At 71.8% G+C, this 7,676-nt stretch carries 6 protein-coding genes; 4 read left to right on the plus strand and 2 right to left on the minus strand.

The genetic code is table 11. From position 1 onward, the window contains the following. The first annotated feature begins 64 nt into the window (after window positions 1-64). The 3 genes from dacB to ACYVK3_RS06270 all read left to right on the plus strand — a co-directional run bounded on the left by dacB (window position 65) and on the right by ACYVK3_RS06270 (window position 3,606). Complete coding sequence (gene dacB, locus ACYVK3_RS06260; protein WP_460496422.1) at window positions 65-1,648, plus strand: D-alanyl-D-alanine carboxypeptidase/D-alanyl-D-alanine-endopeptidase; 1,584 nt, start codon at window positions 65-67, stop codon at window positions 1,646-1,648. 118 nt (window positions 1,649-1,766) lie between these two features. Next, window positions 1,767-2,138, plus strand: coding sequence for a holo-ACP synthase (locus ACYVK3_RS06265; RefSeq protein ID WP_460496423.1), 372 nt, complete (start codon window positions 1,767-1,769; stop codon window positions 2,136-2,138). A 22-nt stretch (window positions 2,139-2,160) separates the two neighbouring features. Next, window positions 2,161-3,606 (plus strand): NAD(P)H-hydrate dehydratase, encoded by a 1,446-nt coding sequence (locus ACYVK3_RS06270; protein ID WP_460496424.1) that lies wholly within the window; start codon window positions 2,161-2,163, stop codon window positions 3,604-3,606. Here ACYVK3_RS06270 and ACYVK3_RS06275 read toward each other — a convergent pair. Then, entirely contained in the window at window positions 3,581-4,063 is a 483-nt protein-coding gene (locus ACYVK3_RS06275) for a cysteine dioxygenase (RefSeq protein ID WP_460496425.1), read from the minus strand. The genes ACYVK3_RS06270 and ACYVK3_RS06275 overlap by 26 nt on opposite strands. 356 nt (window positions 4,064-4,419) lie before the next feature. Between ACYVK3_RS06275 and ACYVK3_RS06280 the strand changes: the two genes are divergently transcribed. After that, complete coding sequence (locus ACYVK3_RS06280; protein WP_460496426.1) at window positions 4,420-5,322, plus strand: C40 family peptidase; 903 nt, start codon at window positions 4,420-4,422, stop codon at window positions 5,320-5,322. A gap of 45 nt (window positions 5,323-5,367) precedes the next feature. Here ACYVK3_RS06280 and ACYVK3_RS06285 read toward each other — a convergent pair whose 3' ends face one another. Then, the gene (locus ACYVK3_RS06285) at window positions 5,368-7,377 is read right to left on the minus strand and encodes a SpoIIE family protein phosphatase (RefSeq protein WP_460496427.1); all 2,010 of its coding nucleotides are present in this window, start codon (window positions 7,375-7,377) and stop codon (window positions 5,368-5,370) included. Between the last annotated feature and the right edge of the window lie 299 nt (window positions 7,378-7,676).

Here is a 7,676-nt window from a genome sequence, read left to right on the forward strand (position 1 = left end):
CACCTTGCGCTCGCGGCCGATTCCGCGCCCCCCACGGAAGATAAACGACATATACACTCGCGTCGTGAGAAAGCGAACCATCATCACCGGCGCGGTCGCCATCGGCGCCGCAACCGCCCTCGGCATCGCCGGAACCGTTGTCGCGCAAGCACAGGAAACCGGCGGCGAGGCACTCGGCGAAGCGATCGACCGGATCCTCACCGACGGCCGACTGACCGACTCCCAAGTCGGCGTCGTCGTCGCCGACGCCGCCACCGGCGAGGTCCTCTACGACCGCAACGGCAATCAGCGGGCCCTCCCCGCCTCCAGCCAGAAGCTCACCACCGTCGCCGCCGCGCTCGAGACCCTCGGCGGAGACTTCGCCTTCACCACCGAAGCCGTCGGCACCGAGCCCCCCGTCGACGGCGTCATCGACGGCGACCTGTACCTGCGCGGCAGCGGCGACCCCACCATGCGAGCCCAGGAGTACGACAAGATCGCCGCCGACCTCGTCGACGCAGGCGTCACCACCGTCGACGGCGACCTGATCGCCGACGACACCGCCTTCGACGACGAACGCCACGGCACCGAATGGGCCTGGGGCGACCTCCAGTACGCCTACGCCGCCGAGATCTCCGCCCTCACCGTCACCTCCGGCGACGACCTCCTCGCCGGCAGCGTCCGCGTCTTCGTCGACCCCGGCAACGCCGAAGGCGACGCCGCCGAGATCGAAACGGTCCCGGCCACCGACTACGTCACCATCGTCAACGACGCCACCACCACCGCACCCGGGACCGGCACCTCCGTCGCCATCGACCGCGACGAGCACGCCAACGAGATCCGAGTGACCGGCACCATCGCCGCCGACTCCGGCGGCACCTACGGCACCCGCGCCGTCATCGACCCCGCCGGCCTCGCAGCCTCCGTGTTCCAGGCCGCCCTCGCCGACCACGGCATCACCCTCACCGGCGAGACCCGCACCGGCGAGACCACCCCCCAGGACGGCCAGACCCTCGCCACCCACGATTCCAAGCCGCTGTCCGAACTGGCCGAAGACCTCATGAAGCCGTCGAACAACCTCCTCGCCGAATCCCTGTTCAAGGCCCTCGGCTACCAAGCGACCGGCGAAGGCACTTTCGACTCCGGCAAGGCCGCCGTCTACAAGGCGATCGAGCAGTACGGCGTCGACACCGGCCCGATCCGCCAGGTCGACGGCTCCGGCCTGTCCCGGTTCGACGAACTGACCCCGAACATGATCACCGACCTCCTCATCGGCGCCAAGGACGCCGACTGGTTCGAGGACTACTACGACTCGCTCCCGATCGCCTGCGGCGACGACGGCAGCACCCTGGTCGGCCGCATGTGCGGCACTCCCGCGGCCGACAACGTCCGCGCCAAGACCGGCTCTTTGACCTCCGTCTCGGCCCTGTCCGGCTACGTCACCGACGCCGACGGCCGCGAACTGGTCTTCAGCATCATGTTCAACGACCACCTCGCCGGCTCGGTCAAGGACATCGAGGACAAGATCGCCGCCGCGATCGCCGGACACAGCGAATCCGCGACCGAATCGGCGATCACGACCTTCAGCAACTTGGAGGACATCGAACAACCCGCCTCGGACCTCCCCGGCGACCTCGAATGCACGTGGGTCGAACCGGCCGTCTGCTAAGGCCCCCAGCGATGCTCAGGGCCCCGGCCGCAGCGCGGCCGGGGGCCGTCTCGTCACCCGCGCAGGTGAACCGCTCGGAAAAGGGGCGATCCGTCCGATCCCGTGGCACTCTTGACGGGTGATCGTCGCCGTGGGCATAGACGTAGTGGCAGTGGAACGCTTCGAGCGAGTCCTCGAACGGACCCCGACCGTGGCCGACAAACTCTTCACCGCCGCCGAACGCTCCACCCCGGACGGCCATCGGCGCCGCACCGAGTCGCTCGCGGCCCGCTTCGCCGCCAAGGAAGCCGTCGCCAAGGCCCTCGGCGCCCCCGGCGGCATGCACTGGGCCGACTGCGAAGTCCTCTCCTCACCCGATGGCAGCCCGTCCCTGTCCGTCACCGGATCGGTGGCAGCGGCCGCAGCACAGCGTGGCGTGTCGCGCTGGCATGTCTCGCTGTCGCATGATGGCGGTATCGCGACAGCGGTGGTGATCGCCGAAACGGCGTGAAGGATCAGCGAGAGGCAGTCCCATGGAGGCAGCTTGGTCATCGGCGGCGGTTCGCCGCGCGGAAGCCGAACTCATGCCGAAGCTTCCGCCCGGCACGCTCATGCAGCGCGCCGCCGCCGGACTCGCCGCCGCCTGCGTCCGGGTCCTGCAGCGGCGCGGCGGCGTCTACGGGGCCACCGTCGTCGTCCTCGTCGGACCCGGTGACAACGGCGGCGACGCCATGTTCGCCGCGGCCCGCCTCGCCGCACGCGGCGCCCGCGTCGACGCCGTCCCCGTCATGGGCTCGCGCGTCCACCCGCACGCCGCCGCGGCGCTGAGGCGCGCGGGCGGACGCCTCACCACCGAGCCGCCGCCGCGGTGCGATCTGCTCATCGACGGCATCCTCGGCATCGGCGGCCGCCCCGGCCTGCCCGACCGCGCCGTCGAACTGCTCGGCCGCGTGAACGCCGGCACCGTCGTCGCCGTCGACGTCCCCTCAGGAGTCGAGGTCGACACCGGCGCCGTCCCCGAGCAAGCGGCCTGCGCCGACGTCACCGTCGCCTTCGGCGCCCGCAAGCCGTGCCACGTCCTCGGCGCGGCCGCCCTCCGCACCGGCCGGCTCGAATTCGTCGACATCGGACTCGCCGAGTACCTCGACCCGCACCCGCTCGTCACCGTCGCCACCGAGACCGACATCGTCGACTGGTGGCACACTCCCGGGCCCGAGGACGACAAGTACACCCGGGGCGTCGTCGGCGTCGCCGCCGGCTCCGACCGCTACCCCGGCGCGGCCGTCCTCGCCACCGGCGGCGCCCTCGCCGGGCCCAGCGGCTACGTCCGCTACGCCGGCACCGCCGCCGACCACGTGCGCCGCAGGCACGCCGAAGTCGTCAGCACCGAGACCGCCAAGGAGGCCGGACGCGTCCAGGCCTGGCTCGTCGGCCCGGGCATCGGCACCGACGAACACGGCCTGGCCGAGCTGCGGGCCGTGCTCGCCGCGCCGGTCCCCGCGGTCATCGACGCCGACGGCATCACCCTCATCGGCGAGTACCCGTCCGTCCTCGCCGGACGCGAGGCCCCCGTCGTGCTGACCCCGCACGACCGCGAGTTCGCGCGCCTCTACGGCGCGGAGCCGGGGGAGGACCGCGCCTCGGCCGCGTCCGCGCTCGCGCAGAGGCTCAACAGCACCGTCCTGCTCAAGGGCCACCACACCGTCATCGCCGGCCCCGACGGCGCCGTCTGGGCCAACCCCACCGGTCGGCCCGAGCTCGCGACGGCCGGCTCCGGCGATGTCCTCGGCGGACTCCTCGCCTCGCTCCTGGCCTCGGGAATGGACGCCGTGCGCGCCGCCGTGGCCGCCGCCTTCCTGCACGGGCGCGCCGCCGCGATAGCCGCAGCGGGGCACCGCACCGTCACCGCCACGGACATCGCCGCGGCGATGCCTCAGGCGATCGGGGCGGTCCTCACCAGTCCTCGCCGGCCCGCTTGATCGCCGAGGGCGCCAGTCCGGTCTCGTCGAACAGGTAGGTCCGCATCGCGTCCAGGGCCGGCGCGTACACGTGCAGGCTCACCGCCGTCCGATCGGTGTCATTGCGCATCGCGTGCACCGTCCGGTCCGAGACCGTCGTCACGTCGCCGGGCGCCAGGTCGGCGCGCTCCAACGTCGGGAACGCACCGGGCCGCACCGTGTACTCGGCCAGCCGGCCGGAGACGACGGTGGCCGCCGCGGCGGCGGGACGGTCGAGGCCCCCGTGGTCGTGCAGCTCGGTGCCCTGCCCCGGCAGCCAGCCCAGCAGCCATGCCTCGTGGCCCGGTCCGGACAGGACACGGCGGGCCCAGCGGCTGGACTTGGAGAAGCGCGGCTCGAGCGGCAGGTGCTCGGCGTAGAAGGCGGCCAGCGCGCACAGGCGGTCGGCCTCGAGAACGGTGAGCTTCAGATCAGACATGGCAGATGCGCTTTCGATGCGTCGGAACGGGTGCGTGCGAGAACAGCGGTGGTGAGCGCGAGGGCTCAGCGGAAGCTGCGACACCGACAACAGCGACACATGGTGCATGCCATGGCGCGTATCGTACCCGAATTCCCGCACCGTCCCCACCCAGGGCACACCATCTGTGGAACGGGCGTCACGCTGCGAATTTGTCACGCCGTCGCTCTTTCCAGTCCCTCCCATGCGCGCTAGGCTCATCTTCGGTTCCTCACCCCAGACCGCACCGACTCCGAAGGAGCGCCCTCCTCGTGAACCAGCCGTCCCTCCGACGCAAGTGGACTTCCGCCGCCTTGGTAGGCGGTCTTCTCGTTTCCGTGGTCGCCTCCACCCCGGCCTGGGCCCAGCGCGACCGCAACGAAGTCGAAGAAGAGATCCAGAACGTCGATGAAGACCTGAACACGACGATCGAGGAGTACAACGCCCTCGCCGAGGACATCGCCGACAACCAGGAGATGATCGAGCAGGTCGAGGGGGACCTCGAAGCCTCCGAGGCCGAGCTGAACGACCTCCGCTCCCGGCTCGCCGACTTCATCACCGAGACCTATGTGGATCAAGGAGTCGGCGACGCCGCCCTCCTTCTCGAATCCGGCTCCCCCCAAGCCTTCGTCGAGCGCCTCGACCGCCTCAACTCGGCGAACATGTACGACTTCGACCTGATGACCGAACTCAACGACGTCACCGAGGAATACACCACCCAGCTCGAACTCCTCACCGACCTCCAGGAGGACCTGGAAGCCGACCAGGCCGAACTCGAGGACAAGAAGACCGAGATCGAGACCCGCATGGAAGATCTCGAGGCCGAGTGGCAGACCGTCTCCGGCGACGCCGTCCAGAACTACGACCTGCCCTACATGGACGGCGACCGGGCCGACGTCGTCTTCCACGCTCTCGACCAGGTCGGCAAGCAGTACGTCTGGGGCGCGGCGGGACCGAACAACTACGACTGCTCCGGGCTCATGCTCGACGCCTACGCGCAGATCGGCATCTCCCTGCCGCACAACGCCGCCGCCCAGTACAACAACACCGCGAAGATCTCCCGCGACGAACTCAAGCCCGGCGACCTGGTGTTCTACAACAGCCTCAGCCACGTCGGCATGTACATCGGCAACGGCTACATCGTCCACGCCCCGAACTCGCGCAGCGTCGTCAAGGTCGTCCCGGTCGACCACGGCAACGTCTACTACGGCGCCACCCGCGTCACCGACTTCGGCGAGTAGACGCCCCCGATCGCCACGGGCCGTGCCGTCAGGCGCGGCCCGTTCCTATCGCCCGTCGCAGCGGACGACGAGGATCGCGATGTCGTCCCGCGGCGCGTCCGGCGAGAACGTCTGGACGGCCTCCAGCAGCGCCGTGGCGATCGCCCGCGCCGACTTCCCGGCCACCTCCCGCACCGTCTTGACCACCCGCTCGTGCCCGAACATCACCGACACGTCCCGCCGCTCGGTCACCCCGTCGGTGAAGAACACCAGCGCGTCCCCCACCTCCAGCCGCACCTGCCGCGGGTGCACCTTCACCCGCGGGAACAAGCCCACCGCGGTGCCCTCGTGGCCCACCCACTCGGCGTCCCCGTCGGCGCGCAGCAGCAGGGGCCGGTCGTGCCCCGACAGGCACAGCGTCGCCGTGAGCGCCTCGCCCTCGCGGTCGAGCAGCGCCGAGGCGATCGTCGCGTACCGGTAGTCCCCGGGCTGCTCCAGCAGCGTCGAGTTCAGCAGCTCCAGCGCCCGAGGCATGGGACGGCCGTCCAGGGCCATGACCCGCAGGACGTCCCGGACGACACCGGTGATCGCCGCGGCCTGCGCGCCCTTGCCGCACACGTCCCCGATCGCCACCCACAGCCGGTCGCCCGGCAGCGCCGTCGCGTCGTAGAAGTCCCCGCCCACCTCGGTGCCGAACGCCTCGGCCGGGAGGTACTCGGCGGCGAAGGAGACCCCCGCGACGTCCGGGAGCGTCCCGGGCATGAGCGCGGACTGGAGCTCGTGGGCGACGGCGGCCCGCTCGGCGTGGATGCGCGCGTTGTCGAGCGCGAGCGCCGAGCGCTTGGCGAGGTCGGCGATGACGGCGCGCTCCTCGGTCGAGTGCTGCCGCTCTCCGGGGCGCCCCACCGACAGGACCCCGATCGTCGCCCCGCGCGCCGACAGCGGCACGGCGACGCCGTCGATGCCGCGCGGCATCGGCAGCTCCATACCGGTCCACCCGTCGGAGGCCAGCGACGCCTCCAGGGCGGCGCTGGCGGCGCCGAGGCGGGCGCGCCAGGGCTCGAGTTCGAGCTCTTCGGCGTGGCTGAGCGAGGCCAGGTGGAGCGCCCCGCCGTCGGATCGCAGGTGCACGGCGGCCCAGCGGCCGAGCTGCGGGACGATGAGCTGGGGGATGAGGGCGACGGTGAAGCGTTCTTCGAGGGAGTGGGCGAGCAGTTCGCCGGCCTCGGCGAGGTAGGTGAGCCACCCGGAGCGGCGCTGCTCGTCGTCGCGCATGCGGTCGATCTGGAGGGCCAGCGCGACGCGTTCGGCGGTGAGCGTCGCCAGCGGCTGCCACGACGGCCCGGCGATCCCTGAGAGGGTGAGCGTCCCGAACGCGGGCGCGGTCAGCGGCATGGCGACGGAGACGGTGGGTTCGGTGATGTCGCCGAACTTGGCGAGGACCGTGGGGCCGGTGCCGTCGCCGGGGTCGTATTCGATGGCGCCGCCGGCGGCGGCGGTGGCGTCGTGGAGGCGCGCGAGCAATTCGGCGACGAGCTGCTCGACCGGCAGGCGCGACTGGAGCGCCGGGGAGACGGTCAGGAGCGCGGCGAGCTGGGTGAGGTCGGTCACGGGACCGCCGGGGACGTCGACGCCGGGGGCGACCGCGCGCGAGGGCCTGGTCGGCGGCGGGGCCGCGGGGTCGCGGTCGATGCGGAACCAGATGGATTTGCCGGTGGCGTCGTGGGTGGTGCCCCACGAGGACGCGAAGCGGTCGACCAGCAGCAGCCCGCGCCCGCCTTCGGCGGTGACCTCGGGCATGCCGGTCATGTCGGCCGGTTCGATCCCGCCGGAGCGGTAGTCGGTGACGGTGACGCGCACGCCGATGGAGTCCGCCGCGACGGTGAGGTTGATGTCGGTGCCGGCGTGGACGACGCCGTTGGTGGCCAGTTCGGTGGTGAGCAGGAGCGTCTCGTCGAGCAGCTCGGCGAGTCCGGCTTCGGTCAGGACCGCCCTGACTGCGGCTCGGGCGGTCGCGGGGGATCGGTCGTCGGCCGGCAGCCGCAGCCTGCGAGTGGCCCTCTCGGGGTACGTCACACGGCCAGTCTATGACGCGGCCGTGGTCCGGGCGTGGACCGGCAGGCCGGGTACGGGACGGCCGCCCCGGTGGTGGAGGCCGGGGCGGCCGTCGCTCTTGCCGGTTTTCTTCTGTCGCCTTGCGGCGCTGGTGGTACGGCTTAGCTACTCCCAGCTCTGGGCGAGCCCGCGGCGGCGGAGCACGAAGAACAGGGCGGCGCCGGCGCCGATCGCGGCCGCGGCGGCGGAGACCAGGATCACCGGACTGTCGCCGGTGGCAGCGGGCGGGCCGGTCTCGCTGTGGGAAGGCATACGGCTCC

Source organism: Glycomyces tarimensis, assembly GCF_054776215.1.